Origin of the sequence: Jiangella muralis, assembly GCF_001270745.1 — a bacterium.
In the GTDB taxonomy this organism is placed as follows: Bacteria; Actinomycetota; Actinomycetes; order Jiangellales; family Jiangellaceae; genus Jiangella; species Jiangella muralis.
In genome coordinates, this window is the sequence record NZ_LFXL01000031.1 from 31,154 (window position 1) to 57,075 (window position 25,922).

22 protein-coding genes and 1 pseudogene are annotated in these 25,922 nt (G+C 72.7%); 8 read left to right on the forward strand and 15 right to left on the reverse strand.

The window, feature by feature from the left end; all coding sequences use genetic code 11:
• Positions 1 to 38 precede the first annotated feature (38 nt).
• The 4 genes from ACW62_RS24465 to ACW62_RS24480 all read left to right on the forward strand — a co-directional run bounded on the left by ACW62_RS24465 (position 39) and on the right by ACW62_RS24480 (position 3,327).
• Positions 39 to 794, forward strand: a complete 756-nt coding sequence (locus tag ACW62_RS24465) for an amino acid ABC transporter ATP-binding protein (RefSeq protein ID WP_053206730.1) — start codon at positions 39 to 41, stop codon at positions 792 to 794.
• Between the two features lie 28 nt (positions 795 to 822).
• Positions 823 to 1,719, forward strand: coding sequence for a glutamate ABC transporter substrate-binding protein (locus tag ACW62_RS24470; RefSeq protein ID WP_053206731.1), 897 nt, complete (start codon positions 823 to 825; stop codon positions 1,717 to 1,719).
• A gap of 82 nt (positions 1,720 to 1,801) precedes the next feature.
• Positions 1,802 to 2,452, forward strand: a complete 651-nt coding sequence (locus tag ACW62_RS24475; protein WP_053206732.1) for an amino acid ABC transporter permease — start codon at positions 1,802 to 1,804, stop codon at positions 2,450 to 2,452.
• The gene (locus tag ACW62_RS24480; protein ID WP_053206733.1) at positions 2,449 to 3,327 is read left to right on the forward strand and encodes an amino acid ABC transporter permease; all 879 of its coding nucleotides are present in this window, start codon (positions 2,449 to 2,451) and stop codon (positions 3,325 to 3,327) included. The genes ACW62_RS24475 and ACW62_RS24480 overlap by 4 nt, the downstream gene beginning before the upstream one ends.
• 27 nt (positions 3,328 to 3,354) lie before the next feature.
• Here ACW62_RS24480 and rny read toward each other — a convergent pair whose 3' ends face one another.
• The 8 genes from rny to ACW62_RS24520 form a co-directional block, all read right to left on the reverse strand.
• On the reverse strand, positions 3,355 to 5,010 hold the full coding sequence (rny, locus tag ACW62_RS24485; RefSeq protein WP_053206734.1) for a ribonuclease Y: 1,656 nt from the start codon (positions 5,008 to 5,010) through the stop codon (positions 3,355 to 3,357).
• A gap of 736 nt (positions 5,011 to 5,746) precedes the next feature.
• Positions 5,747 to 6,553: a regulatory protein RecX gene (locus ACW62_RS36285; RefSeq protein ID WP_205629567.1), complete on the reverse strand. Its 807-nt coding sequence runs from the start codon at positions 6,551 to 6,553 to the stop codon at positions 5,747 to 5,749.
• Between the two features lie 7 nt (positions 6,554 to 6,560).
• Positions 6,561 to 7,598 (reverse strand): recombinase RecA, encoded by a 1,038-nt coding sequence (gene recA / locus ACW62_RS24495; RefSeq protein ID WP_053206735.1) that lies wholly within the window; start codon positions 7,596 to 7,598, stop codon positions 6,561 to 6,563.
• A 154-nt stretch (positions 7,599 to 7,752) separates the two neighbouring features.
• Positions 7,753 to 9,093 carry an MFS transporter gene (locus ACW62_RS24500; RefSeq protein ID WP_083460134.1) on the reverse strand — a complete coding sequence of 447 codons (1,341 nt, stop codon included), beginning with the start codon at positions 9,091 to 9,093 and terminating at the stop codon, positions 7,753 to 7,755.
• Positions 9,094 to 9,101: 8 nt separating this feature from the next.
• Positions 9,102 to 9,911, reverse strand: a complete 810-nt coding sequence (locus ACW62_RS24505; protein WP_053206736.1) for an ABC transporter permease — start codon at positions 9,909 to 9,911, stop codon at positions 9,102 to 9,104.
• Positions 9,908 to 10,699 (reverse strand): ABC transporter permease, encoded by a 792-nt coding sequence (locus tag ACW62_RS24510; protein WP_205629568.1) that lies wholly within the window; start codon positions 10,697 to 10,699, stop codon positions 9,908 to 9,910. Before ACW62_RS24510 ends, ACW62_RS24505 begins: the two co-directional genes overlap by 4 nt.
• Positions 10,699 to 11,631, reverse strand: coding sequence for an ABC transporter ATP-binding protein (locus ACW62_RS24515; protein ID WP_053206737.1), 933 nt, complete (start codon positions 11,629 to 11,631; stop codon positions 10,699 to 10,701). Before ACW62_RS24515 ends, ACW62_RS24510 begins: the two co-directional genes overlap by 1 nt.
• A gap of 181 nt (positions 11,632 to 11,812) precedes the next feature.
• Positions 11,813 to 12,007: a DUF3046 domain-containing protein gene (locus ACW62_RS24520; protein WP_053206738.1), complete on the reverse strand. Its 195-nt coding sequence runs from the start codon at positions 12,005 to 12,007 to the stop codon at positions 11,813 to 11,815.
• Positions 12,008 to 12,071: 64 nt separating this feature from the next.
• On the opposite strand from ACW62_RS24520, the gene ACW62_RS24525 reads away from it, so the two are divergent.
• From ACW62_RS24525 to ACW62_RS24530, 3 genes are all read left to right on the forward strand, one after another.
• Positions 12,072 to 16,727, forward strand: a complete 4,656-nt coding sequence (locus tag ACW62_RS24525) for an Lhr family helicase (protein ID WP_053206739.1) — start codon at positions 12,072 to 12,074, stop codon at positions 16,725 to 16,727.
• Positions 16,728 to 16,820: 93 nt separating this feature from the next.
• A complete protein-coding gene (locus tag ACW62_RS34315) occupies positions 16,821 to 17,057 on the forward strand; it encodes a hypothetical protein (RefSeq protein ID WP_157574957.1) in 237 nt (78 codons plus the stop codon).
• 125 nt (positions 17,058 to 17,182) lie between these two features.
• Positions 17,183 to 17,629: a GNAT family N-acetyltransferase gene (locus ACW62_RS24530; protein ID WP_053206740.1), complete on the forward strand. Its 447-nt coding sequence runs from the start codon at positions 17,183 to 17,185 to the stop codon at positions 17,627 to 17,629.
• Between the two features lie 19 nt (positions 17,630 to 17,648).
• Here the strand turns inward: ACW62_RS24530 and ACW62_RS24535 are convergent, their stop codons facing one another.
• The 5 genes and pseudogenes from ACW62_RS24535 to rimO all read right to left on the reverse strand — a co-directional run bounded on the left by ACW62_RS24535 (position 17,649) and on the right by rimO (position 21,127).
• The gene (locus ACW62_RS24535) at positions 17,649 to 18,119 is read right to left on the reverse strand and encodes a flavin reductase family protein (protein WP_053206741.1); all 471 of its coding nucleotides are present in this window, start codon (positions 18,117 to 18,119) and stop codon (positions 17,649 to 17,651) included.
• An 80-nt stretch (positions 18,120 to 18,199) separates the two neighbouring features.
• A pseudogene (locus ACW62_RS24540) lies at positions 18,200 to 18,487 on the reverse strand (helix-turn-helix domain-containing protein); the annotation flags it as partial.
• Between the two features lie 171 nt (positions 18,488 to 18,658).
• The gene (locus ACW62_RS24545; protein WP_205629569.1) at positions 18,659 to 19,132 is read right to left on the reverse strand and encodes a CinA family protein; all 474 of its coding nucleotides are present in this window, start codon (positions 19,130 to 19,132) and stop codon (positions 18,659 to 18,661) included.
• The gene (gene pgsA / locus ACW62_RS24550) at positions 19,129 to 19,704 is read right to left on the reverse strand and encodes a CDP-diacylglycerol--glycerol-3-phosphate 3-phosphatidyltransferase (RefSeq protein WP_053206743.1); all 576 of its coding nucleotides are present in this window, start codon (positions 19,702 to 19,704) and stop codon (positions 19,129 to 19,131) included. Before pgsA ends, ACW62_RS24545 begins: the two co-directional genes overlap by 4 nt.
• A gap of 10 nt (positions 19,705 to 19,714) precedes the next feature.
• The gene (rimO, locus tag ACW62_RS24555) at positions 19,715 to 21,127 is read right to left on the reverse strand and encodes a 30S ribosomal protein S12 methylthiotransferase RimO (protein ID WP_053206841.1); all 1,413 of its coding nucleotides are present in this window, start codon (positions 21,125 to 21,127) and stop codon (positions 19,715 to 19,717) included.
• Positions 21,128 to 21,155: 28 nt separating this feature from the next.
• Here rimO and ACW62_RS24560 point away from each other — a divergent pair, with 28 nt between their 5' ends.
• Positions 21,156 to 22,718: a beta-N-acetylhexosaminidase gene (locus tag ACW62_RS24560; RefSeq protein WP_053206842.1), complete on the forward strand. Its 1,563-nt coding sequence runs from the start codon at positions 21,156 to 21,158 to the stop codon at positions 22,716 to 22,718.
• Here ACW62_RS24560 and ACW62_RS24565 read toward each other — a convergent pair.
• Together ACW62_RS24565 and ACW62_RS24570 are read right to left on the reverse strand one after the other, a co-directional pair.
• Positions 22,706 to 23,350: a dienelactone hydrolase family protein gene (locus ACW62_RS24565; protein ID WP_053206744.1), complete on the reverse strand. Its 645-nt coding sequence runs from the start codon at positions 23,348 to 23,350 to the stop codon at positions 22,706 to 22,708. The two genes, ACW62_RS24560 and ACW62_RS24565, sit on opposite strands and share 13 nt — an antisense overlap.
• The gene (locus ACW62_RS24570) at positions 23,343 to 25,712 is read right to left on the reverse strand and encodes an FtsK/SpoIIIE family DNA translocase (protein ID WP_053206745.1); all 2,370 of its coding nucleotides are present in this window, start codon (positions 25,710 to 25,712) and stop codon (positions 23,343 to 23,345) included. The genes ACW62_RS24565 and ACW62_RS24570 overlap by 8 nt, the downstream gene beginning before the upstream one ends.
• Positions 25,713 to 25,922: the final 210 nt, after the last annotated feature.

The following is a 25,922-nucleotide window of genomic DNA, read 5'->3' on the forward strand; positions in this document are numbered from 1 at the left end:
TTGTCCCGGGATCGTCGTGAAGGTGGTGGTGTGAGTCCATGAGCGTCGAGACGGCCGGCGGGCCGCTGGTCGAGTTGCGCGGCGTCAACAAGTACTTCGGCGCGCTGCACGTGCTGCGCGACATCGACCTCAGCGTCGCCCGCGGCGAGGTGGTCGTCGTCATCGGGCCGTCCGGTTCGGGCAAGTCGACGCTGTGCCGAACCATCAACCGCCTGGAGACCATCGACTCCGGCACCATCGCCGTCGACGGCCGGCCACTGCCGGCCGAAGGCAAGGCGCTGGCCCGGCTGCGCGCCGACGTCGGCATGGTGTTCCAGGCGTTCAACCTGTTCGCGCACAAGACGGTGCTGCAGAACGTCACGCTGGGCCCCGTCAAGGCCAAGGGCGTCAAGAAGTCCGAGGCGGAGAAGACGGCCATGGAGCTGCTCGAGCGCGTCGGCGTCGCCGACCAGGCCAGGAAGCTGCCCGCGCAGCTGTCCGGCGGCCAGCAGCAGCGCGTCGCCATCGCCCGGGCACTGGCCATGAAGCCCAAGGTCATGCTGTTCGACGAGCCCACCTCCGCACTCGACCCCGAGATGATCAAGGAGGTGCTCGACGTCATGACGGCCCTCGCCCACGACGGGATGACGATGATCGTCGTCACCCACGAGATGGGCTTCGCCCGGCGCGCGGCCAACCGCGTCATCTTCATGGACGCCGGCAGCATCGTCGAAGAGGCCACCCCGGAGGAGTTCTTCACGAACGCCCAGAGCGACCGGGCCCGCGACTTCCTCAGCAAGATCCTGACTCACTGAACGTCGAAGTAACCAGAGGAGAAACACCATGCGTACCACCCGACCCAGACTGCGCCGCTTCGGCGCGCTGGCCGCGACGGCGCTGGCGGCGTCGCTCGTCCTGGCCGCCTGCGGCGACGACGACGGCGACGACGGCGGCAGCGGCTCCGAGCCCACCGCCGACGCCGCCGACTTCCCCGAAGGCAGCACGATGGCCGAACTCGCCGAGGCCGGCGAGATCACCGTCGGCACCAAGTTCGACCAGCCGCTGTTCGGCCTGGTCGGCCCCGACGGCACCCCGGTCGGCTTCGACGTCGAGATCGCCAAGATGATCGCCGGCGAGCTCGGCATCAGCGAAGACAACATCAATTGGGTCGAGACGGTCTCGGCCAACCGCGAGCCGTTCATCGAGGACGGCCAGGTCGACATCGTCGTGGCCACCTACACGATCAACGACGAGCGCAAGCAGCTCGTCGACTTCGCCGGCCCGTACTTCAACGCCGGCCAGACGATCATGGTGCTCGAGTCGAACAGCGACATCAACGGCCCCGACGACCTCGCCGGCCGCAACGTCTGCTCGGTCGAGGGCTCCACGCCGGCCGAGAACATCCGCACCAACTACCCGGAGGCGGTGCTGTTCCCGACCGGCGCCTACTCCGACTGCCTCGAGCCGCTGCGCAACGGCCAGGTCGACGCCGTCACCACCGACAACGTCATCCTGTCCGGCTTCGTCGACCAGAACCCGGGCGAGTTCAAGCTGGTCGGTGACACCTTCACGGAGGAGCCGTACGGCATCGGCCTCGCGCTCGGCGACACCGAGTTCCGCAACTGGATCAACGACGTCCTCGAGGCCTCCTACGAGGACGGCCGCTGGGCGGAGGCGTGGGAGGAGACCGCGGGCGCGGTCCTCGAGACGCCGGACCCGCCGCAGGTCGACCGCTACTGACGGCCCGCATCGGACGGACCGCCGCCACCAGCTGGCGGCGGTCCTTCCGTTCTGAGTCCGACCGTCCGAGAAGGGCTGCCTGATGGACACCGTGATCGACGAGCTCCCGCTCTACTGGGACGGGTTCACCACCACACTCGCGCTCACCCTGCTGTCCGCCGTCATCGCGCTGGTGGTGGGGACGATCCTCGGCGCCTTCCGGGTGTCGCCGGTCCCGACGTTGCGCTGGTTCGGCACCGTGTACGTCGAGATCGTGCGGAACACCCCGCTCACCCTGGTCTTCATCTTCTTCGTGTTCGTGGCGCCGCAGCTGGGCTGGACGCCGTCGGGCTTCTTCGCCCCCGCCGTGGTGGCGCTGTCGGTGTACACGGCGGCGTTCGTCTGCGAGGCGGTGCGGTCGGGCATCAACAGTGTCGGACTGGGCCAGGCCGAGGCCTCGCGCGCCATCGGCCTGACGTTCCCGCAGACGCTGCAGCTCATCGTGCTGCCGCAGGCGTTCCGCACCGTCATCCCGCCGCTGATCAACATCTTCATCGCGCTGACCAAGAACAGCTCCGTCGCCGGCGGATTCTTCGTCGCCGAGCTGTTCGGCGTCGGCAAGCAGCTGGCCAACGCGCACCCGACTGACGTCATCGCCGTCCTGCTGGGCGTCGCGGCCTGCTATCTGGTCATCACCATCCCGGCCGGAATCTTCGCCGGCTACGTCGAGCGGAAGGTGGCGTTCGCCCGATGAGTTCTATCCTGTACGACGCCCCCGGGCCCCGCACCCGGCGCCGGACGACGATCTACTCGATCCTCGGCGCCCTGTTCGTGCTCGGTCTGCTGTACTTGGCCTACCGGCAGCTCGACTCGCGCGACCAGTGGGACCCGGAGCGCTGGCAGGTCTTCACCGATCCGCCGCTCGGCCAGAGCGCCAACGACGTGTGGACGTCACTGCTCATCGACGGCCTCGGCGCGACGCTGCGGGCGGCCGGCATCGGCGCCGTCTTCGCCCTGGCCATCGGCGTGCTACTGGCGGTGCTGCGGATGTCGGGGACGCGGTGGGTGCGCTGGCCCGTCACGACCGTCATCGAGTTCTTCCGCGGCCTGCCGGTCGTGCTGCTGATGTTCTTCGGCGTCATCGCGATCGGCCTGCCGATCTTCTGGGGCGTCGTGTTCGGGCTGGTCATCTACAACAGCGCGATCTTCGCCGAGATCCTGCGGGCCGGCATCGTGTCGCTGCCGAAGGGGCAGTCCGAGGCCAGCTACGCGATCGGGCTGAGCCGCTGGCAGACGCTGTTCACCGTCCTACTCCCCCAGGCCGTGCGCCGCATGCTGCCGTCGCTGGTCAGCCAGCTGGTCGTGCTGCTGAAGGACACGTCGCTCGGGTTCATCATCGGCTACGCGGAGCTGCTGCGCCGCATCCAGCTGAACACGCAGTTCTTCGGGCAGAAGTACTGGTTCCAGTTCTTCGTGGTGGGCGCGGCCATCTACATCACCGTCAACTTCACCCTGTCGCGAGTGGCGGTCTACCTGGAGCGCCGGGGCACGAAGAAGGCGGCCGGCGGAGTGGCGAAGGCCGACGACGCGGCCATCGGCGGCACCACCGCCACCGGCGTCTCCATGTGACGGCGTCCCGGCCGGGACGCCGTCAGCTCAGCGGGCGAACTCCGTCGACCGGGACTCGCGGACGACGGTGATGCGGATCTGGCCGGGGTAGGTCAGCTCCTCCTCGACCTGCTTGGCGATGTCGCGGGCCAGCACCTGCGCCTGGATGTCGTCGACGACGTCGGGCAGCACCATGACCCGCACCTCGCGGCCGGCCTGCATGGCGAAGACCTTCTCGACGCCGTCGTGGCTCATGGAGATCTCCTCGAGCCGTTCGAGCCGCTTGACGTACGCCTCCAGCGACTCGCGGCGGGGGGGCGGGGGGCCGCCGGAGATGGCGTCGGCGGCCTGCGTCAGCACCGCTTCCACCGTGCGCAGTTCGACCTCGTTGTGGTGCGCCTCGATGGCGTGCACGACGTCGTCGTTCTCGCCGTAGCGGCGGGCGATCTCGGCGCCGATGAGCGCGTGGCTGCCGTCGACCTCGTGCGTCAGCGCCTTGCCGATGTCGTGCAGCAGCGCGCACCGTTTCGTCAGCTTCACGTCGAGGCCCAGCTCGCCGGCCATCATGCCGGCCAGGTGCGCCGACTCGATCAGGTGCTTGAGCACGTTCTGCCCGTACGACGTGCGGTAGCGCAGCCGGCCGAGCAGCAGGACGAGGTCGGGGTGCATGTCGGTGACGCCGACCTCGACCAGCGCGTCCTCGCCGGCGCGCACGCACAGCGCCTCGACCTCGGCCTTGCTCTTCTCGTACTGCTCCTCGATGCGGTGCGGGTGGATGCGCCCGTCCAGCACCAGCTCTTCCAGCGTCAGCCGGGCGACCTCGCGGCGGACCGGGTCGAAGCACGACAGCAGCACCGCTTCGGGCGTGTCGTCGATGATCAGGTTGACGCCGGTGACCTGCTCGAACGCGCGGATGTTGCGGCCTTCGCGGCCGATGATGCGGCCCTTCATCTCATCGCCCGGCAGGTGCAGCACCGACACGACGGACTCCGCCGTCTGCTCGGACGCGAGCCGCTGGATGGCGAGCGTGATGATCTCGCGGGCCCGGGCCTGGCCGTTCTCGTTCGCGTCCTTCTCGATGTCGCGCACCCGCATGACCGCGGCGCGCTTGGCCTCGTCCTCGACGGTGGCGACGAGTTCGGCCTTCGCCTGCTCCGCGGTCAGCTGGGCGGTCCGTTCGAGGACGGCGCGGCGTTCGGCCTCGAGCGCCGCCAGTTCCTCGGTGCGGGCGGCCAGTTCGCTCGCCTGGGTCTCGACCTCGGCCAGCCGCTCTTCCAGCGACTGGGTGTCGGCGGTGACGCGTTCTTCGCGTTCGACCAGCCGCTGCTCGCGGCGGTCGAGGTCGGCGCGCTGCTCGCGCAGCTCCGCGGTGGCCTCGTCGGCGCGTCCGCGGGCCTGGTCGGCGTCCTCGCGGGCCTTCTCGGCCTCGGCGGTGGCGCGGGTTTTCAGCTCGTTGGCTTCGGTGGCGGCGGCCGTCCGCAGTTCGTCGGCTTCGCGCCGCGCCTTCGCGCGGACGTCGTCGGCCTCGCTCTGGGCGGCCGACCGCAGCCGCACGGAGTCGGCTTCGATCTGTGCGAACAGCTCAGCGGAGTTGGCGCGCGTGCCCTCGACGCCGCGGAGCCGGCTGAACAAGGCGTAGAGCGCTACGGCCAGTAGCGCCACGACCACCAGTCCGACCAGCAGAATTGCCGTTCCGGTGTTCATCGGCGGGCTCCCTCACATATCGCGGTCTGCGCAGGCCAGACCGGCTGACGGCGGGGAACCGCACCACGACCGCGCCCGCACCCTGGACGATGCGAGCCCCTCGAACCACCGACGTGCCACATCAGTGCTGCTGTACGCACACCTCGACGAGCCGCTTCGGCCTGCCCTGCGCCGGCCTCGGCGGTGCTGTGGTGTCGAGCGTTGCCATGTTCGCTATGTCCGATCCGCGGTCGCGGAGTTGTTCTCCACCTTTGAAGTTGAGGTTACGTAAGGGTGTACAGCCGGTCAAGCAGCGCGAACGCGCGCCACGCCCCGTTTTCGCGCCTGTGCGCTGCGACGATACCCCGTTTCGCCGAGCTGCCCGGTGGCCGACGTGATCATCAACGATCAACGACACCATGGTGTCGCCACCGGTTGATGATCAAGGAGAGCGGCGCGTCCTCGATGGTCACGGTCGTCCTCCGCGCCCCAGAACGCGACTTCGGCTGTTGAGGCCGGCCGAAGCCCGCGAGGCCCGCAACGAAACGGGGGGATCCGAATCGCACATCGCGCACCCGGCCCGGTTCGGGGCGGCGACGTGACGCCTGGGCCGAGGCCGGGGCCGGGGTCAGTCGGCGACGTAACGCCTGGGCCGGGACCGGCGCCCGGGGCCGGTCAGCGACGTAACGCCTGGGCCGGGACCGGCGCCCGGGGTCAGTCGGCGACGTGACGCCTGGGCCGGCACCGGCGCCCGGGGTCAGTCGGCGAGGAAGTCGTCGGGGAGGTCCATGCCGGCGACGCCGTCGGACTCCAGTGCTTCGCGGACCACGCGGAAGGCGAGGCCGGGCGGGTAGCCCTTGCGCGCCAGCAGGCCGGTGAGCCGGCGGGTGCGGGCGACCGGATCGAGGCGCCGGGTGCTCGGCAGCCGCGCGGCGACGAGGGCGCGGGCGGTCGCCGCTTCCTGCTCGGGATCGAGGGTCTCGACCGCGTCGGCGGCGACGGCGGGTTCGACGCCGCGTTTACGCAGTTCGTAGCCGAGCGCGCGACGGGACAGGCCGCGGCCCGTGTGCCGGGACTCGACCCACGCCCGCGCATACGCCGCGTCGTCGACCAGGCCGACGTCGGTGAAACGGTCGAGCACGCCGTCGCGGACCTCTTCCGGCACGCCCTTGCGCGCCATCGCCGCGTCGAGCTGGGCCCGGGTCTGCGGCGCGACCGACAGCCGGTTCAGCGCGACCGTCCGCGCCACCGACTCCGGATCGGCGTCGACATCGGCCGTGGCATCGGCACGAACCTCGCCACCACGGCCACCGCTACCGTCGCCACCGCCACCGTTGGCACCGCCACCGCCACCGTTGGCACCGCCACCGTTGGCACCGCTGCGGCCACCGCCACCGCCGCCGTCGGCGCCGCGATCGTCGGCCCGGTCACCGTCGACACCGCGATCGTCGTGCTCGTCGGCGGCGCTCATTCGATCCGCGGACGCCGAGCGGGCGGACTCGTCCTCCCGCTCGGGACCGTCCGGGCGGCCGCGCCGCGACCGCCCGGCGTTGCTGCTCACCATGACCGGCTCAGAAGTCGGCGGGGGTTTCTTCCACGGCGGTGTCGAGTTTCGGGCCGACGCCGAGCTTCTCCTTGATCTTCTTCTCGATCTCGTCGGCGAGGTCGGGGTTGTCCTTGAGGAAGTTGCGGGCGTTCTCCTTGCCCTGCCCCAGCTGGTCGCCCTCGTACGTGTACCAGGCACCGGACTTGCGCACGATGCTCTGCTCGACGCCGAGGTCGATGAGGCCGCCCTCGCGGCTGATGCCCTCGCCGTAGATGATGTCGAACTCGGCCTGCTTGAACGGCGGGGCCACCTTGTTCTTGACCACCTTGACGCGGGTGCGGTTGCCGACCGCGTCGGTGCCGTCCTTGAGCGTCTCGATGCGGCGGACGTCGAGGCGTACGGAGGCGTAGAACTTCAGCGCCTTGCCGCCGGTGGTGGTCTCGGGCGAGCCGAAGAACACGCCGATCTTCTCGCGCAGCTGGTTGATGAAGATGGCGGTGGTCTTGGACTGGCTCAGCGCACCGGCGATCTTCCGCAGCGCCTGGCTCATCAGCCGGGCCTGCAGGCCGACGTGGCTGTCGCCCATCTCGCCCTCGATCTCGGCCTTGGGCACCAGCGCCGCCACCGAGTCGATGACGATGATGTCGAGCGCGCCGGACCGGATGAGGGTGTCGGCGATCTCGAGCGCCTGCTCACCGGTGTCGGGCTGGGAGACGAGCAGGGAGTCGGTGTCGACCCCCAGCGCCTTCGCGTAGTCGGGGTCGAGCGCGTGCTCGGCGTCGATGAAACCGGCGACGCCGCCGGCGCGCTGGGCGTTGGCCACCGCGTGCAGCGCGACGGTGGTCTTACCGGAGGACTCGGGGCCGTAGATCTCGACCACCCGGCCGCGCGGCAGGCCACCGATGCCGAGAGCGACGTCGAGGGAGATGGCGCCGGTGGGGATCACCTCGATAGGGACCCGGGCCTCCTCGCCCAGCCGCATCACCGAGCCCTTGCCGAACGAGCGCTCGATCTGCGCGAGCGCGGCCTCGAGCGCCTTGTCGCGATCCGCGGAAACAGCCATGGGCACCACCTGGGGTCGACGGGCCGGCGCACGGCCCTGCGTTTTCTTGGTCATCGCCGGAGACGTTACGCGGTGCCACTGACAAAGATCGAGAACGAATTCCGAACCTGTGGATAACCGCGCTGACTGATCCCCGGTGTGGACAGAAGAGACTCTATGCCGAACGGGTGTTCGAGAGCGAGCGACACGCCGGAATCAGCATCGCGATGACCGGGGCGACCAGCACGACGGCCGCAGCCGCGTTCAGCACGCCGTACCCGTACGACCCGACGACGACCCCGGCCAGCGCTCCGCCGCCGGCCGCCGCCAAGCCCATCAGCAGGTCGGAGGCGCCCTGCACGGCCGGCCGATCGGCCGCCCCGACGGCGTCGGTCAGCAGCGTCGAGCCCGCCACCATGCACGCCGACCACCCCAGGCCGAGCAGGAACAGCCCGGCCGTCAGCCCCGGCGAGTGCCCCTCGTGCGCCGTCCCCGCCAGCGCCACCGACCCGAGCAGCACGATGACCCCGCCCAGGATGACCGGCACCCGGCCGACGTTGTCGGCCAGCCAGCCCATGACCGGCGAGAAGGCGTACATGCCGGCCACGTGGACGCTGATGACGAAGCCGATGATCGAGATGGACGCGCCGCCGTGCGTCATGTGCACTGGCGTCATGACCATGACGGTCACCATGACGGTGTGCCCGACGACGACGGCGACGAGCCCCAGCACCGCGGGCGGGCTGGCCACGATGGCCGCCCATCCGGCTCGGAGCACACCCCGGCGCCGTACGGGCGGATCGCCGGACGCCCCGCCCAGCCGGCGCGCGGTCAGCAGCGGATCGGGCCGCAGCCCGGCCAGGATCACCAGCGCGCCCACCCCGAGAACCACGGCGCCGATGAGGAACGGCCCGGCCAGCGGCTCGATGCCGAGGGAGCCGGCGAGATCGCCCGCGGGCCCGGCGAGATTGGGCCCGGCCACCGCGCCCACGGTCGTGGACCAGACGACGACGGAGAGCGCGCGGCCCCGCCCGGCGGCCGGCGCGAGGTCGGTGGCGGCGTAGCGGGCCTGCAGCCCGGCCGCCGTCCCGCCGCCCAGCAGCGCCGTCCCGACCAGCAGCAGCGGGAAGAACTGCAGCTGCGTGGCCACGACCGCGATGAGCGCGCCCACAGCGCCGATCGCGTACGTGACGCCGAGCCCGACGCGCCGCCCGAACGACACCGCCAGCGACGCCGCCGGCATGGCCAGCAGCGCCGCACCGAGCACCTGCGCGCTCTGCACCAGGCCGGAGAGGTCGTCGCGGCCGAACACCTCGGTGACGACGACGGCGCCGACGGCGATGGCCGCGGACACACCGAGCCCGCCCGCGACCTGGCTGGCGACCAGTGTGCGGACCGAGTGCCGCTGGATCGCCGCGGCCTCGGCCGACTCGGTCCCGTCGCCGATCCCGTCCCTGCCGCTCTCGTCCCTGCCGCTCTCGTCCTTGCCGGTCCCCTCGCTGCCCGTCTCGTCCATCCCCGCCGTCACCGGAGCAGCAGCCGTTCGATGCGGTGGGCCGCGAACAGCAGGCCCACGACGCCCATCACCGCGAGATATGCCACGTGCGCCAGGATGCCCCATGCGACGTCGCCGAGCATGAGGTCCCTGATCATCGCGACGCCGTGGTAAAGCGGCGTCGCCTGCACGATCCACCGGATCGACTCGTCGTACGTCGACAGCGGATAGAACGTGGCCGAGAACAGGAACATCGGCAGCAGCGCCAGCTGGATGTAGTCGAAGTCCTGCCAGCTGCGCAGATACGTCGTGACGGACATGCCGACGGCGGCGAACGCGAGCCCGATGAGGCTGGCCGCGGGCAGCGCCAGCAGCGACCACCACGAGTGCACGACGCCGGCGGCCGCGGCCACGACCAGGAACGTCGTGGAATACAGCAGCCCGCGCAGCAGCGCCCACCCGATCTCGCCGACGGCGACGTCGCGCGGCCCGAGCGGCGTGGCCAGCACGGAGTCGTACAGCTTGGCGTACTTGAGTTTGAAGAACAGGTTGAACGTGGAGTCGAACACGGCGCCGTTCATGGCGGCGGCCGCCATCATGGCCGGCGCGACATATGCGGCGTACTCGACCATGCGCCCGCCGCCGGCGTCGACGTCGCCGATCAGCGCGCCGAGCCCGACACCGAGCGAGAACAGGTAGAAGATCGGCTCGAAGACGCCGCTGACCAGCGTGATCCAGCCGTGCCGGAACGCGCGGGCGTTGCGTTCGATCAGCGCGCGGGCCAGCCCCGCGCCGGCCGGGATGGGCAACGCGCGGGCGACGGCGGCGACGGCGCTCATGCGACCAGCCGCTTGCGGAAGCTCGCGAACGCCAGCCACAGCCCGCCCACGGCCCAGAGCGCCAGGTGGGCGACGTGCCCGAGCGACCCGGCCGCCGTGGCCGTGCCGAGGACCAGGCTGCGGCACAGTTCGACGCCGTGCCACAGCGGCGTGACCTTGGCGACGGCCTCGAGCACGCCGGGCAGCTGTTCGACCGGGAAGAACGTGCCGGAGAACAGGAACATCGGCATGACGATGAACCGGAACAGCACGTTGAAGCCGGCGTCGTTGTCCTGCCGGGCGGCGAAGGCGAAGACCGGCGTGGTGAACGCGAGCCCCGTGAGGATCGCCGCCGGCACCGCCAGCAGCACCCACCAGGACGTGATGGCGCCCAGCGCGACGGCGACGACGGCGAACGCGACGCTGGTGATGGCCACCCGCATGGCGACGAACGCGACGTGCCCGAGGACGAGGTCGGCGACGCCCAGCGGCGCGGCCAGCATGGCGTGGTACTGCCGCTGCCACTTCAGCGCGCCCATGACCGGGAACGTCGACTCGCCGACGGCGGTCTGCATGGCCTGGGCGGCGAGGATGCCGGGCGCGATGAACTCGACGTACCCGGGCGCGCCCAGCCCGCCGCCGTCGACCAGCGAACCGAGCCCGAAACCCATGGCGGCCAGGAAGAACAGCGGCCCGAGGAAGCCGCTGATGATGGTGCCCTGCCACACCCGCCGGTAGTTCGTCAGCCAGTAGGCGAACGCCCGTCCGGCCATGCGCCCCTCGCGCGGCTGCGCGTGCGTCGTGGCCATCAGTCGACCAGCGTCCGGCCGGTGAGGTGCAGGAACACGTCCTCGAGCGTCGAGCGGCGGGCCAGGACGGACAGCGGCGCGAGCCCGCGCCGCTGCACCGCGGCGGCCGTGGCGTCGCCGTCGTCGGTGTAGAGCAGCAGGCGGTCGGGCAGCACCTCGACGCGCTGGGCGAGGTCGGTGAGCTTGGCCGCGTACGGCGCGTGGTCGTCGGCGGCGAAGCGCAGCTCGAGCACCTCGCGGGTGGCGTGCAGCGCGATGAGCTCGCGCGGCGACCCCTCGGCGACGATGCGGCCGCCGTCCATGACGACCAGGCGGTCGCACAGCTGCTCGGCCTCGTCCATGTAGTGCGTGGTGAGGACCAGTGTGACGCCCGAGCGTTTCAGCCGGAACAGGCGATCCCACAGGACGTGCCTCGCCTGCGGGTCGAGGCCGGTGGTGGGTTCGTCGAGGAGCAGCAGTTCGGGGTCGTTGACCAGCGACCGCGCGATGGTCAGCCGCCGCTTCATGCCGCCGGACAACGGCTCGACGACGCTGTCGGCACGATCGGTGAGCTGGGCGAACTCGAGCAGCTCGTCGGCCTTGGCCCGCACGTGCGCCCGCGACAGCCCGAAGTAGCGGCCGTACACGAGGATGTTCTCGCGCACCGTCAGCTCTTCGTCGAGCGTGTCGCGCTGCGGCACCACCCCCAGCCGCGCCCGGATGGCCGGCCCGTCCCGCGCCGGATCGAGACCGAGGATGCGCAGGCTGCCGTCCGACGGCGGCGACACGCAGCCGATCATGCGCATGGTCGACGACTTGCCCGCGCCGTTCGGCCCGAGGAACCCGAACGCCTCGCCCCGCCGCACCTCGACGTCGATGGAATCGACCGCGGTGAACCCGCCGAACCGCTTGGTGAGGCGGTGGGCGCTGATCATCGGCTGGTCGGTGGTCACGATTCGCAGACGTTACCCCGCCGGCCCGACAACCAGCATCCGAGTTATCGGTCACCTCTCCGGCCACCGATGGTTGGCGGATTACTGGCGCCCTGGGCCCACCAAACCGCCAGCCATCCGTTCGACGAGAGCCCGGCCAGCCGAGACCCCGGCGAGGTCAAGCGCCGGGACGGCGCCCGTCCTAGCGCTGGCCCGGCGGCAGCCGCAGGGCGTCGCAGACGGCGCGCCAGACCACCTTGGTGTCCTCACCCGCCGCGAGCGCCTGGTGCACCGTCCGCCCGCCGAGGCCCTCGATGACGTAGTCACGCGCCCATGAGTCGGCGTAGGAGGAGCCCAACTGGCGCTCCATCCGCTCCCAGAAGTCCGTCAACCGCACGCCGTCAGTATTCCTCACCCGCAACCACGCCGACCTTGTCGGTGGGTCGCGCGATGATGGGTCCATGAATGACGTCCTCGAGCTGTTCGGCCCGGCCACGCGCGCGTGGTTCGCCGGGTCGTTCGCTGCGCCCACGGCGGCGCAGGAGGGCGCCTGGCGTTCGGTCGCGGCCGGCCACAACGCGCTGGTGGTGGCGCCGACGGGGTCCGGCAAGACGCTCGCGGCGTTCCTGTGGGCGCTCGACCGGCTGGCCTCCGAGCCGGAACCGGACGATCCCACCCACCGCTGCCGCGTCCTCTACGTCTCGCCGCTGAAGGCGCTGACGGTCGACGTCGAGCGGAACCTGCGCTCGCCGCTGGCCGGCATCGGGCACGCCGCGGCCCGGCTGGGCGTGCCGTCGCCGGGCATCAGCGTCGGCGTCCGCACCGGCGACACCCCGGCCGACGAACGGCGCCGGTTCGCCAAACACCCGCCCGACATCCTCATCACCACCCCCGAGTCGCTGTTCCTGCTGCTCACGGCGCAGGCACGCGAGTCGCTGCGCTACGTCGAAACGGTCGTCGTCGACGAAGTGCACGCGGTCGCCGGCGGCAAGCGGGGCGCGCACCTGGCGCTGTCGCTGGAACGGCTCGACGCGCTGCTGGAACGGCCAACGCAGCGCATCGGCCTGTCCGCGACGGTCCGCCCCATCGAGGAGGTGGCCCGGTTCCTCGGCGGCAGCCACCCGGTCGAGGTCGTCGCGCCGCCCAGCGAGAAACGGTGGGATCTCAAGGTCGTCGTCCCGGTGCCCGACCTCGACGAGCTCGATGCGGTCGCGCCGCCGGTCCCGGCCCCGGTCGGCTTCGACGAAGAGGGCGACGGCGGCACCGCGTCCATCTGGCCGCACGTCGAGCAGCGCGTCGTCGACCTCGTCGAACAGCACGAGTCGACCATCGTGTTCGCCAACTCGCGGCGGCTGGCCGAGCGGCTGACGGCGCGGCTGAACGAGATCGCGGCCGAGCGGGCCGAGGACCGTCCGGCCGACGAGAAGCCGGCCACGAACCATCCGCCGCCGGCGTCGCTGATGGCGCAGGCCGGGTCGTCGCACGGCGCGGCGGCCACCATCGCCCGGGCGCACCACGGCTCGGTCAGCAAGGAGCAGCGGGCGCTGATCGAGGACGACCTCAAGTCCGGCCGGCTGCCTGCCGTCGTGGCCACCAGCAGCCTCGAACTGGGCATCGACATGGGCGCGGTCGACCTCGTCGTGCAGGTCGAGTCGCCGCCGTCGGTGGCCAGCGGGCTGCAGCGGGTCGGCCGGGCCGGCCACCAGGTCGGCGCGGTGTCCAGCGGCGTGCTGTTCCCGAAGTACCGCGGCGACCTCGTGCAGACCGCCGTCGTCGCCGAGCGCATGGTATCCGGGCAGATCGAGCAGCTCACCGTCCCGCGCAACCCGCTCGACGTCCTCGCGCAGCAGGTCGTCGCCATGGTGGCCATGGACGACTGGCCGGTCGACGACCTCCTGGCGCTGGTCCGGCGGGCGCACCCGTTCGCCACGCTGCCGCAGTCGTCGTACGACGCCGTCCTCGACATGCTGGCCGGGCGGTACCCGTCCGACGAGTTCGCCGAGCTGCGGCCGCGGCTGGTCTGGGACCGCACCGGCGGCGTGCTCAAGGGCCGCCCGGGCGCCCAGCGACTGGCCGTGACCAGCGGCGGCACCATCCCCGACCGCGGCCTGTTCGGCGTGTTCCTGGTCGGCTCCGATCCCCGCCGCGGCGGGGCGCGGGTCGGCGAGCTGGACGAGGAGATGGTGTACGAGTCGCGGGTCGGCGACGTGTTCGCGCTGGGCGCTACCAGCTGGCGCATCGAGGACATCACGCACGACCGCGTCATGGTCTCCCCCGCGCCCGGGCACCCGGGCAAGCTGCCGTTCTGGCACGGCGACACGCTGGGCCGCCCGGCCGAGCTGGGCGCGGCCGTCGGCGGTTTCGTCCGCGAGATCAACCGGCTGCCCGACCCGAAGGCGCGCGAGCGGGCCGCGAGCGCCGGGCTGGACGAATGGGCCGTCGACAACCTGGTCGACTACATCCGCGAGCAGCGCGAGGCCACCGGCCACGTGCCCGACGACCGCACCCTGGTGGTCGAGCGGTTCCGCGACGAGCTCGGCGACTGGCGGCTCATCGTGCACTCTCCGTACGGCGCCCGGGTGCACGCGCCGTGGGCGCTGGCCATCGGGGCGCGGCTGCGCGAGCGGTACGGCGTCGACGTCCAGGCCGCGCACGCCGACGACGGCATCGTGCTGCGCATCCCCGACACCTTCGACGGCGTGGGGGCCGGCTGGAGCGGCGGCGAGGAGCCCGACGGCGCTGGCGGGCGGCTCGATGGGGGCGGAGACAGGCCCGGCGCCGAGGCGCCCGACGCCCGGCTGGTGGTGCTCGACCCCGACGAGCTGGACGACATCGTCACCGGCGAGGTCGGCGGGTCGGCGCTGTTCGCGTCGCGGTTCCGCGAGTGCGCCGCGCGGGCGCTGCTGCTGCCCCGTCGCTCCCCCGACCGCCGGTCGCCGCTGTGGCAGCAGCGGCAGCGGTCGTCGCAGTTGCTGCAGGTCGCGTCGAAGTACGGGTCGTTCCCGATGCTGCTCGAGACCATGCGCGAGTGCCTGCAGGACGTCTACGACCTCGATGGCCTGCGCGACCTCATGCGCCGCGTCGCCGGCCGGCAGATCAAGGTGGTCGAGGTCGAGACCCCGACGCCGTCGCCGTTCGCGCGGTCGCTGCTGTTCGGGTACGTCGCGGCGTTCATGTACGAGGGCGACTCCCCGCTGGCCGAGCGGCGGGCGCAGGCGCTGACGCTCGACTCCGCGCTGCTGGCCGAGTTGCTCGGGCAGACGGAGCTGCGCGAACTGCTCGACCTCGAGGTGGTCGAGCGCACGGAGGCCGAGCTGCAGCGGCTGGTCCCGGAACGGCGGGCGCGCGACACCGAGGGGGTGGCCGACCTGCTCCGGCTGCTCGGCCCGCTGGCATCGGACGAGGTGGCGGCGCGATCCGCGGAGCCGGCCGACGCCGCCGGACACCTCGACGAGCTGGTGAAGCAGCGGCGGGTCATCGCGGTGCGCATCGCCGGCCAGGAGGTCTGGGCCGCCGTCGAGGACGCCGCCCGGCTGCGCGACGCGCTCGGCGTGGCGTTGCCCGGCGGCGTGCACGACGCGTTCACGGCGCCGGTGCCCGACCCGCTCGGCGACATCGTGGCGCGGTACGCCCGCACGCACGGCCCGTTCCACGCCGCCGAGGCGGCCGAACGGTTCGGGCTGGGCGTCGCGGTGGTCGTGTCGACGCTGCGCCGGCTGTCCGCCGAGGGCCGCGTCGTCGAGGGCGAGCTGCGGCCCGGGCGCACCGGCACCGAGTGGTGCGACGCCGAGGTGCTGCGGCTGCTGCGGCGGCGGTCGCTGGCGGCGCTGCGCAAGGAGGCCGAGCCGGTCGACGCCGCGACGCTGGGGCGGTTTCTGCCGGCGTGGCAGTCGGTGGGCAGTTCGCTGCGCGGCGCCGACGGCGTGCTGCGCGTGGTCGAGCAACTGGGCGGGGCGGCGGTGCCGGCCAGCGCGCTGGAGTCGTTGGTGCTGCCGGCCCGGGTCGCCGGCTACTCGCCGGCCTGGCTGGACGAGCTGACGACGGCCGGCGAGGTGGTGTGGTCGGGGCACGGCACGCTGCCGGGGTCGGACGGCTGGGTGTCGCTGCACCTCGCCGACGGCGCGCACCTCACGCTGCCCGACATCGATCTCGCCGACGCCGATGGCGAGCTGCATCAGGCGGTACTCGAGACGCTGACCGGCGGCGGTGCGTACTTCTTCCGGCAGCTCAGCGACGCGGTGACGGCGCTCGTGCCGGCGCCGCCCGAGGACGCGGCGCTCACGACGGCGCTGTGGGATCTGGTGTGGGCCGGGCTGATCACCAACGACACGCTGGCGCCGTTGCGGTCGCTGCTGACCGGGCGGCCGGCGCACCGGTCCCGGCCGGCCCGGCCGCGGTCGCGGTATGCGCGCGGCCGGCCGGCGATGCCGTCGCGCACCGGTCCGCCGGCGGCGGCCGGCCGGTGGTCGCTGCTGCCCGGCCGCGACACCGACACCACCCGCCGGGCGCACGCGGCCGCCGAGGCACTGCTCGACCGGCACGGCGTCGTGACCCGCGGCGCGGTGCAGGCCGAGCGGCTGCCCGGCGGGTTCGCGGCCGCGTACCGGGTGCTGTCGGCGTTCGAGGACACCGGCCGGGCCCGCCGCGGCTATTTCGTCGCCGGGCTGGGCGCGGCGCAGTTCGGCACGCCCGGCGCGGTCGACCGGCTGCGCACGTTCTCCCACCTCGACGACGCCCGGCCGGCCAGCGCGCTGGTGCTGGCGGCGACCGACCCGGCCAACCCGTACGGCGCGGCGCTGCCCTGGCCGGAACGCGGCGAGTCCGGGTCGCCGGGGCACCGGCCGGGCCGCAAGGCGGGCGCGCTGGTCGTGCTGATCGACGGCGAACTGTCCCTGTACGTCGAGCGCGGCGGCCGGACCCTGCTGTCCTGGACCGACGAACCCGACCGGCTCCGCGCGGCGGCCGACGCGCTGGCGCTGTCGGTGCGCGAGGGTGCGCTCGGCGCCCTGCGGGTCGAACGTGCCGACGGCGCCCAGATCACCGCGACGCCCCTCGGCGAGGCCCTGACCGCCGCCGGCTTCCACATCACGCCACGAGGCCTCCGCCTACGCGGCTGACCGGCACGGCCCCGATGTCGGCGCCCTGACCGCCGTCGGCTTCCACACCACGCCACGAGGCCTCCGCCTACGCGGCTGACCGGAACGCCCCCGATGTCGGCGACGCCCTCGATGTCGGCGCCGCCGCTCCGGCCGCGACTGGCCCGGCCGGAGCGGCGCTGCGCGGCGCTGGCCCGGCCGGAGCGGCGCTGGGCGGCCGGCGCACGAAGCGGCGCCCAGAACCCGACCCTCGGCACCCGGGACCCGGCGCGCGGCGCACGAGGTAGCGATCGGCGGGCGGTCGGCCACAACCGGCCGAGCATCGGAGCTCGTTCGGCCGGGTTGACCTGAGAGCCAACATCTGGCGCTGAGGTCACCCCCGCGATACGGAGCTCCTGACCCCGCCGGCTTCCGCATCACCTCATCCGGCCTCCTCCGCCGCCGCGAAGCGCGCCGGCGCTGGGTAGCCTGGCCGGATGATCCTCGCGACCCACGCCGGCTACGAGGTCGACGACGACCCGGAGCGGCTCGATCTCGACGTCATCATCGGGTTCCTGCTGACGACGTACTGGGGCAAGCACCGCTCGCGCGAGACGTTCGAGCGGGCCCTGCGCCGCTCCGTCGGCGTCGGGCTCTACGCACCCGGCGGCGCGCAGGCCGGGTTCGCCCGCGTCGTCGGCGACGGGGCGACGTTCGCGTGGCTGGCCGACGTGTTCGTGCTGCCGGAGCACCGGGGCAAAGGGCTGGCGCGAGTGCTGGTCAGCGCCGTGCTGGAGCACCCGGACCACGCCGAGATCGAGCGGTGGCTGCTGGCCACGGCCGACGCGCACGGGGTGTATGCGCCGCTCGGGTTCGGGCCGATCGAAGCGCTCGACAAGTTCATGATCCGCTCCGGCCCGACCGCCTCGTCGCTGATCCGCTGACGGCGCCCGAAGGGCAGCCTCAGGCGACCTCGGGGCCGGGCTCGTAGTAGCGCCGATCGACGTGGACGAGGGGCACGGCGCCACCGGCGTCGCGCGCCACCGCGGTGACGCGGCCCAGGGCGATCGTGTGGTCGCCGGCGTCGACCAGGTCGTACGGCGCGCACTCGACGGCGGCGACGGCACCGGTGAAGATCAGTTCGCCGCGGGCCGAACGGCGGGTCGGCCAGGGCGAGAAGTCGTCGCGAGCGCCAGGGTGACGCTCGCGTGCCCCGTAATCGGACAGCGCCAGCTGGTCGGCGGCCAGGAACGAGAGTGACCAGCCGTCGGCGACGAAGAGGGCGTCGTGGATGAAGCCGTCCTTCTTGACGCACGCCAGCACCAGCGGCGGCTCCAACGACACCGAGGAGACGGCCGTGACGGTGAGGCCGCAGTCGCGCCCGACCGGATCGAGCACCGTGAGCAACGCCACACCGCCCGCCAGGCGGGCCATGGCGTCACGGAACTCCGGCGCAGGCTTCGACCGCGGCAACGACTCCGGCAGCAGCGTCAGCCGACCCGGACGACGTCGCGAGGCCGGACGGACTCCCGCGGCCGCAGCTCGGTGAGCGCGCCCACCGCCGCCGCCTCGACCCGCATCATCTCGTCGCTGACCTCGCGGAGCACCTCGGACATCGGCAGGTCCAGCGCCTCGCAGATGGCTGCGAGCAGCTCGGACGACGCTTCCTTGCGGCCGCGTTCGACCTCGGACAGGTACCCGAGACTCACGCGCGCCGCAGCCGAGATCTCGCGAAGGGTGCGGCCCTGCTCGATCCGGCGACGTCTCAAGACATCGCCGACGAGCCGTCTGATGAGAACCATCGGCTACCCCTCTCGCGATTCGTCTCGACTGTGCTTGAGTCCACCGTACCTTCTGTTTCGTACGTTTGCGTTTCCAGCCTCGCCGGGAAAGACGGGGTGCACAGAAGAATTCATCTCACCGTCTGGAACGCCCCGGCACGCCTCAGGATTCCCGGCCGCCGGGACGGCATCTCACACCTCGGACAACAGCTCCAGGACGGCGGCCACGGTCGCCGCGCGCACCGCCGAACGATCGCCGCGCAGCGCCGACGGACCCGTGAACGACCGCACCCGCACCCCGCCGTCGGACGCCACCGCGACGTGCACCGTGCCCGGCGGGTGACCGTCCTGCGGATCCGGCCCGGCCACCCCCGTGGTCGCCACGCCGACGGACGCGCCCAGCCGCGAGCGGACGCCCTCGGCCATCGCCGCGGCCGTCGACCCCGCCACCGGCCCGTCCGCCGCCAGCACCGCCGGCGGCACCCCGGCCAGCGACTCCTTCAACGAGGTCGCGTACACGACCACCCCACCCCGGACCACCGCGGACGACCCGGGCACCGACGTCAGCGCGGCGCACACCAGCCCGCCGGTCAGCGACTCCGCCGCGGCGACCGTCAGCCCGCGCGCGACCAGCCGGGCGACCACCGAGGCGGCCGAGACGCTCACGGCGTCGCGCTCCGCCGCAGCCGGATCGCCGACAACACGTAGTCGACGCCGGTGACGACGGTGACGATGACGGCGGCCGCCATGACCGTCCCCTCGATGGGGTCGAACCAGCCGGGCAGCGGCAGGATGTACAGGCCGAGCGCCAGCGCCTGCAGGACGGTCTTCAGTTTGCCGCCGCGGTTGGCCGCCATGACGCCGTACCGGATGACGGCGAACCGCAGCGCCGTGATGCCCCACTCGCGGACCAGCACGACGACCGTCACCCACCAGGGCAGCTCACCGAGGATCGACAGCCCGACGAACGCCATGCCGGTGAGCGCCTTGTCGGCGATCGGGTCGGCGATCTTGCCGAAGTCGGTGACCAGGCCACGGCGCCGGGCGAGGTCGCCGTCGAAGCGGTCGGTCATCATCGCGACGCCGAACGTGAAGAACGCCGCCACCCTCGAGGCGTCGTCGTCGCCGCCGTGCCGCAGCAGCAGCCAGCCGAACAGCGGCACCAGCACCACCCGCAGGACGGTCAGCGCGTTGGCGATGTTCCACGGGCTGGGCGGAGAGGTCGACTGTTCGGCCACGGGGCCAAGGCTAGGGCACGTGGACGGGCGCGGCGACGAGGTCGGCGCCGTCGCTGCCGGTGACGGTCGCGGTGACGATGTCGCCGACGGCCGCGCCGCCGGACACCACGGTGCTGCCGTCGACCTCGGGGCCCTGGTGCTCGGCCCGGCCCTCGACCCGGCCATCGGGCAGCACCGACTCGACCAGCACGGACACCGTCTCGCCGACGCGGTCCTCGGCCCGCTGGGCGACCAGTTCCTCCACGAGGTCGCCGACGCGTTCGACCCGTTCGGAGATCTCGTCGGCGTCGAGCTTGCCGTCGAACGACGCGGCCTCGGTGCCGTCCTCGTCGGAGTAGCCGAACACGCCGACGACATCCAGGCGGGCCTGGGTGAGGAACGACTCCAGCTCGGCGACGTCGTCCTCGGTCTCGCCGGGGAACCCGACGATGACGTTGGACCGGATGCCGGCGGCCGGCACCCGGTCGCGGACGGACGAGATCAGGTCCAGGAAGGACTCCGTGCCGCCGAACCGCTTCATCCGGCGCAGCAGCGGCGTGCTGGCGTGCTGGAACGAGAGATCGAAGTACGGCACGACGCCGGGCGTGGACAGCATGGCGTCGACCAGCGTCGAGCGCATCTCGGCCGGCTGCAGGTACGAGACCCGCACCCGCTCGATCCCGTCGACGGCGACCAGCTCGGGCAGCAGCGTCTCCAGCAGCCGGATGTCGCCGAGGTCCTTGCCGTACGACGTCGAGTTCTCGCTGACGAGGAACAGCTCGCGCACGCCCTGCCCGGCCAGCCAGCGCGCGTCGGCCAGCACGTCGGACGGGCGGCGGGACAGGAACGAGCCGCGGAACATCGGGATGGCGCAGAACGTGCAGGCGCGGTCGCAGCCGCTGGCCAGCTTCAGCGGCGCCATCGGCCCGCCGTCGAGCCGCCGCCGCACCGAGCGTGGGCCGGATGCGGGCGACATGCCGGCCGGCAGGTCGGGTGCGGCGTAGGCGGCGGCCTGCCGCTCGACCGGCGTGACGGGGAGCAGCGTGCGGCGGTCGCGGGGCACGTGCGCGACGTGCTCGGCGCCGCCGAGGATCCCCCGCAGCCGCTCGCCGATGGCCGAGTAGTCGTCGAAGCCCAGGACCGCGTCGGCCTCGGGCAGCTCCGACGCCAGCTCGACGCCGTACCGCTCGGCCATGCAGCCGACGGCGACGACGGCCTTGGTGGCCCCGGACGTCTTGAGGTCGGCGGCGGCCAGCAGGGAGTCGACGGAGTCCTTCTTGGCCTGCTCGACGAAGCCGCAGGTGTTGACCAGGACGGTCTCGGCGGACGCGGGGTCGGCGACGAGCTCGAAGCCGTCGGCGTCGAGACGGCCGGCCAGCTCCTCGGAGTCGACCTCGTTGCGGCTGCAGCCGAGCGTGACGATCGCGACGGAATGTTTGCTCATGTCGCCGGTCACTCTACCGTTGTCCACCATGCGCGAGCTGATCCCGCTCCCCCTGGTCCACGAAGCGCGCCCCGGCGCCTTCCCCATCGACGACGGCACCATCATCGGCGCGGACGACGACGCCCGCCGGGCCGCCTGGCTGCTGCACGACGTCCTGACCGGCGCCGGGGTCCGCGCGCCGGTCGTGCCGGCCGCCGACCCCGCCGCGACCATCGTCCTGCGCATCGGCGACGTCGTCCGGGACAGCCCGGAGGGCTACCGGCTGACGGTGACGCCCGAGCGGGTGACGATCGACGGCGGCACCGCCGCGGCGCTGGCGCGCGCCGTCCAGACGTTCCGCCAGCTGCTGCCGCCGGCCGCGCTGCGCCGGGCGCCGGTGGCGGCCGGACCCGTCGAGGTCGGCTGCGCCGAGATCGAGGACGCGCCGCGGTTCGAGTGGCGCGGCGTGCACCTCGACGTCGCGCGGCACTTCCAGCCGGTCGCGTTCGTGCTGAAGCTGATCGACCTCGCGGCGCTGCACCGCCTCAACGTCGTGCACCTGCACCTCACCGACGACCAGGGCTGGCGGGTCGAGGTCCCGGCGCACCCGCGGCTCACCGAGGCCGGCTCGTGGCGCGCCGAGACCGTCATCGGCCGCACCGACAGCTTCGACGGCACCCCGCACGGCGGCTTCTACACCCTCGACGACCTGCGCGAGATCGTCGCCTACGCCGAGGCGCGCGCCATCACCGTCGTCCCGGAGATCGACCTGCCCGGCCACGTGCAGTCGGTGCTGGCCGCGTACCCGGAGCTGGGCAACACCGGGCAGCCGGTCGAGGTGCGGCGCACGTGGGGCATCTCGGACAACGTGCTGGCGCCGACGGAGCAGGCCCTGGCGTTCGCCCGCGACGTCCTCGACACAGTCCTGGACGTGTTCCCCGGCCGGTGGGTGCACCTCGGCGGCGACGAGGTCCCGCGGACGGAGTGGCGGGAGAGCCCGGCCGCGGCCGCCCGCGCCGCCGAGCTGGGGCTGGCCTCCGTCGACGAGCTGCAGAGCTGGTTCCTGCGCCGCCTGCACGACCACATGACGAGCAACGGCCGGCGGGTCGTCGGCTGGGACGAGGTCGTCGACGACGGCGGCATGCCGGCCGACACCCTCGTCATGGCCTGGCGCGGCAGCGACCACGGCGTCAAGGCGATGGCGGTCGGCCACGACGTCGTCATGTGCACCAAGGAGGTGGCGTACTTCGACTACCACCAGTCCGGCGGCGCGGACGAGCCGCTGGCCATCGGCGGCCTGATCACCGTCGAGGACGTCGCCGCCTGGGAACCGGAGGCGGGCAACGGGCCGGGCCGGCTGATCGGCGTGCAGGGCCAGCACTGGACCGAGTTCCTGCCGACGTCGTCCGCCGTCGAGTACGCGGCGTTCCCGCGGCTCAGCGCCCTGGCCGAGGTCGCGTGGACGGCGCCGGAGCGCCGCGACGCCGCCGGCCTGCTGCGCCGCCTGCCGGCGCACCTGGAGCGGCTGGACGCGCTGGGGGTGAACTACCGGCCGCTGGACGGCCCGCGCCCCTGGCAGCGCGGCGGCACCGGACGCCGTCAGCGGGCCTGATCGGCGAGCCCCGTCCGGGCCAGCACGAACCGGGTCACCTCGCGGTGCCAGACCGACGGGTGGCGCAGCATCGCGTGCCGGTCGCCGGCCACCGGGACGTACCGGCAGGACGCGGCGACGCCGTCCAGCGCGGCCGCCAGCGCCGCCGTCGCCCGCGGATCGGTCATTCTGTCGGCGCTGCCGTGCATGAGCAGGACGTGCTTCCCGGCCAGCAGCGACGGCGGCTCGGACGGGGTCAGCCACGGCGCCAGCGCGGCCACCGCGACGACGCCGCCGGACGATCCCGCGACCCGCACGGCGGCCCGTCCGCCCATCGAGTAGCCGACCAGCGCCACCGGCACGTCCGGGTCGCGCTCCGCCACCGCGGCGAGCGCGGCCCGGACGTCGGCCAGCGGCGACTCGTCGGCGCCGTTCCAGCCGCGGACCGCGTACCGCAGCCGCCACACCGTCAGCCCCCGGGCGGCGCCGGCCCGCCGCAGCGCCCGCGCGAACGGCCGCAGCCGCAGCACCGACGGCTGCCGCGGCCGGACCGGCTCGCGGCTCTCCGACCGGCCGCCGTGCAACAGCAGGACGGCCGCGCGGACGTCGCCGCGCGGCCGGTCCTCGGTCAGGACGTACCCGGGCTCAGTCACCGCGCAGGGCGTCCAGCACCTCGTCGAGGTCGTCGGGCTTGATCAGCACGTCGCGCGCCTTCGACCCCTCGGACGGGCCGACGATGCCGCGGCTCTCCATCAGGTCCATCAGCCGGCCGGCCTTCGCGAACCCGACCCGGAGCTTGCGCTGCAGCATCGACGTCGAGCCGAACTGCGTGTTGACCACCAGCTCGGCGGCCTGGCAGAGCAGGTCGAGGTCGTCGCCGATGTCCTCGTCGACCTCGCGCTTCGCGGCCGCGGGCACCGTGACGTCCTCGCGGTAGTTCGGCTCCAGCTGCTCCTTGCAGTGCCCGACGACGGCGGCGATCTCGGTCTCGGTGACCCACGCGCCCTGGACGCGGATCGGCTTGCTCGCGCCCATCGGCAGGAACAGGCCGTCGCCCTGGCCGACCAGCTTCTCGGCGCCCGGCTGGTCGAGGATGACGCGGGAGTCGGCCAGCGACGACGTCGCGAACGCCAGCCGCGACGGCACGTTCGCCTTGATGAGACCCGTGACGACGTCGACCGACGGCCGCTGCGTCGCCAGCACCAGGTGGATGCCGGCGGCCCGGGCCAGCTGCGTGATGCGGACGACGGAGTCCTCGACGTCGCGCGGGGCGACCATCATGAGGTCGGCCAGCTCGTCGACGATGACCAGCAGGTACGGGTACGGCGTCAGCACCCGCTCGCTGCCCTCGGGCGGCTTCACCTTGCCCGCGCGGACCGCCTTGTTGAAGTCGTCGACGTGCCGGAAGCCGAAGTTGGCGAGGTCGTCGTAGCGCATGTCCATCTCGCGCACGACCCACTGCAGCGCCTCGGCCGCCTTCTTCGGGCTCGTGATGATCGGCGTGATCAGGTGCGGGATGCCCTCGTACGCGGACAGCTCCACCCGCTTCGGGTCGACCATGATCAGCCGCACCTCGTCAGGCGTCGCCCGCATCAGGATCGACGTGATCATCGAGTTGATGAAGCTGGACTTGCCGGAGCCGGTGGCGCCCGCCACCAGCAGGTGCGGCATCTTCGCCAGGTTCGTGACGACGAAGCCGCCCTCGACGTCCTTGCCCAGGCCGGCGATCATCGGGTGGTGGTCCTTGCGGGCCACCGGCGAGCGCATGACGTCGCCGAGGCTGACGATCTCCTTGTCGGTGTTGGGGATCTCGATGCCGATGGCCGACTTGCCCGGGATCGGCGACAGGATTCGAACATCGGCGGAGGCGACCGCATAGGAGATGTTCTTCGACAGCGCCGTGACGCGCTCGACCTTCACCGCCGTGCCCAGCTCGACCTCGTACCGCGTCACCGTCGGGCCGCGGGTGTAGCCGGTGACCACGGCGTCGATGTTGAACTGGTCGAACACGCCCATCAGGGAGTCGACGACCAGGTCGGACGCGGCCGACTTGGCCTTGTGCGGGCTGCCCTGGCGCAGCAGGTCGCTGTTGGGCAGCGTGTACGTGATGTCGCCGGACAGCGCCAGCTGCTCGACCCGCTGCGGGATCGGGGTGTGCGGCGGCGGCTCGGCCGGGCCGTCGGCGCCCTTCTTCTTCCGCTTGCGCAGCTCGCGGTCGACGACCGCCGGCTCCGTCGGGGTGTCGTCCTCGGCGCCGAGGCCGGCCAGTTCGGCGGTGTCGTCGTCGGCGTCGGGCTCGGGTTCGGGCTTGCGCCGGCGCTTCGGCTTCTCGCGCAGCACCGGCGAGTCGTACGGCTCATCGTCGGTGGGCGCGAGGCGGCGGCCGTGGGCGTCCACCTCCTCGCCGTCGGCGGCCGGGGGCCGGAAGCCCAGCCAGCCGCCCACGACCAGCGCGCCGGCACGCAGCTGCGCCGTCACCTCGTACAGCGGGATGCCGGTGATGACCAGCACGCCGAACAGCGTCAGCAGGCCCAGCAGCGGACCCGCCACGTACACCGTCAGCAGGTCGGCCAGGATGGTCGAGGAGACGTAGCCGATGGCGCCGCCGGCCCGCTCCATCGCCACCTGCCCGTCGACCGGGCGCGGCATGCCGCCGGCGACGTGCGCGAGGCCCAGCGTGCCCAGCGCGAGGCACACCCAGCCGATGACCTGGCGGCCGCCCGGGCCATTGCGGTCGGGGTGGCGCAGCGTGCGCCAGGCCGCCATCGCCAGCAGCACCGGCGCGACGTACGCGCCCGTCCCGATGGCGCCCGCGATGCCCTGGTACACGGCCTCGTAGATCTTGCCGTCCAGCGTCCACCACACCGACGCCGCGACGATGAACGCCGTCCCGATGAGGAACAGCCCCATCCCGTCGCGGCGCTGATCGGCCTCGAGGCTCGTCGCCGTGCGTCCCACACTGCGGGCCACGCCGCCGACGAGGTGCGCGATGCCCATCCAGATGCCGACGAACATCCGGCCGATGCCGCCGAAGAACTGCGCGGCGAGACTCGGCTCCGGAGGTGGCGGCGGTGGGGGCGGCTCAGGTGTGCGACGCTTCCGGCCGCGAGCCGGGGTACGCCGCTTGGGGGTACCCGACGAGCTTCGCGACCGTGCCGTGGCTGTTCGGGTCGCCATGGAGATCATGCTACATCCGACACAGGCGCATCTTCAGTCACACGAGCC

What these genes read in the sequence shown, in the direction of transcription:
- ACW62_RS24465 (WP_053206730.1), top strand. Translation starts at nt 39, where the DNA reads ATGAGCGTCGAGACGGCCGGCGGGCCGCTGGTCGAGTTGCGCGGCGTC.
- ACW62_RS24470 (WP_053206731.1), top strand. Translation starts at nt 823, where the DNA reads ATGCGTACCACCCGACCCAGACTGCGCCGCTTCGGCGCGCTGGCCGCG.
- ACW62_RS24475 (WP_053206732.1), top strand. Translation starts at nt 1,802, where the DNA reads ATGGACACCGTGATCGACGAGCTCCCGCTCTACTGGGACGGGTTCACC.
- ACW62_RS24480 (WP_053206733.1), top strand. Translation starts at nt 2,449, where the DNA reads ATGAGTTCTATCCTGTACGACGCCCCCGGGCCCCGCACCCGGCGCCGG.
- rny (WP_053206734.1), bottom strand. Translation starts at nt 5,010, where the DNA reads ATGAACACCGGAACGGCAATTCTGCTGGTCGGACTGGTGGTCGTGGCG.
- ACW62_RS36285 (WP_205629567.1), bottom strand. Translation starts at nt 6,553, where the DNA reads ATGGTGAGCAGCAACGCCGGGCGGTCGCGGCGCGGCCGCCCGGACGGT.
- recA (WP_053206735.1), bottom strand. Translation starts at nt 7,598, where the DNA reads ATGGCTGTTTCCGCGGATCGCGACAAGGCGCTCGAGGCCGCGCTCGCG.
- ACW62_RS24500 (WP_083460134.1), bottom strand. Translation starts at nt 9,093, where the DNA reads ATGGACGAGACGGGCAGCGAGGGGACCGGCAAGGACGAGAGCGGCAGG.
- ACW62_RS24505 (WP_053206736.1), bottom strand. Translation starts at nt 9,911, where the DNA reads ATGAGCGCCGTCGCCGCCGTCGCCCGCGCGTTGCCCATCCCGGCCGGC.
- ACW62_RS24510 (WP_205629568.1), bottom strand. Translation starts at nt 10,699, where the DNA reads ATGGCCACGACGCACGCGCAGCCGCGCGAGGGGCGCATGGCCGGACGG.
- ACW62_RS24525 (WP_053206739.1), top strand. Translation starts at nt 12,072, where the DNA reads ATGAATGACGTCCTCGAGCTGTTCGGCCCGGCCACGCGCGCGTGGTTC.
- ACW62_RS34315 (WP_157574957.1), top strand. Translation starts at nt 16,821, where the DNA reads ATGTCGGCGACGCCCTCGATGTCGGCGCCGCCGCTCCGGCCGCGACTG.
- ACW62_RS24530 (WP_053206740.1), top strand. Translation starts at nt 17,183, where the DNA reads ATGATCCTCGCGACCCACGCCGGCTACGAGGTCGACGACGACCCGGAG.
- ACW62_RS24535 (WP_053206741.1), bottom strand. Translation starts at nt 18,119, where the DNA reads ATGGCCCGCCTGGCGGGCGGTGTGGCGTTGCTCACGGTGCTCGATCCG.
- rimO (WP_053206841.1), bottom strand. Translation starts at nt 21,127, where the DNA reads ATGAGCAAACATTCCGTCGCGATCGTCACGCTCGGCTGCAGCCGCAAC.
- ACW62_RS24560 (WP_053206842.1), top strand. Translation starts at nt 21,156, where the DNA reads ATGCGCGAGCTGATCCCGCTCCCCCTGGTCCACGAAGCGCGCCCCGGC.
- ACW62_RS24570 (WP_053206745.1), bottom strand. Translation starts at nt 25,712, where the DNA reads ATGTTCGTCGGCATCTGGATGGGCATCGCGCACCTCGTCGGCGGCGTG.